At 55.2% G+C, this 513-nt stretch carries 1 protein-coding gene; it reads right to left on the reverse strand.

Annotated elements, in window-relative coordinates:
* On the reverse strand, nucleotides 1–513 hold a 513-nt coding region (locus EN780_RS40080), incomplete at both ends, for a hypothetical protein (RefSeq protein ID WP_210215133.1).

Below are 513 nucleotides of genomic sequence, written 5' to 3' on the forward strand. Positions count from 1 at the left end.
GTCCACGCTCGGCCTGTCAAGACGGCGTACATTTCGTCCCGGAAGACAATTGCACAGGTGCTTACGGCTGAGGCGATTGATCCGCTAATCGACCGATTGTGAGACGTACCGTTGAAAGCCTCGTCATAGATGTAATGAATTCTAATGCCATTTGGCAGCGTCACGGTCTCTGACCGCGCGAATACGCCCTTAGCAGCGCGAGCTGGGATAGTCTCGAACCGCCGTGAACCGTCCTTCCGTGCGTGGGTGCCTTCGTACAACCGGACCTCCACGCCATCGGGGATACGATAGAACCGTTGGTAGAGATAATTCGCTAGCCAAAACGCGCGCTGCGGCGGATTGCCATCGTATGGATCGAGAACCGTGTCCTGATCCTGACGATTTCCCAGCAGGACAACCTCTGTCCAATCATCGTCTAAAAGCCTGGGATCCTCTGTTACGATGACGCCAGTGACATCGACCACATCGCCTAGTTCATTACCATTTCCGTCGACCCGCTTGAGGCGTCCGTAT

The organism is Mesorhizobium sp. M4B.F.Ca.ET.089.01.1.1 (assembly GCF_004022605.1).
GTDB lineage: Bacteria > Pseudomonadota > Alphaproteobacteria > Rhizobiales > Rhizobiaceae > Mesorhizobium > Mesorhizobium abyssinicae.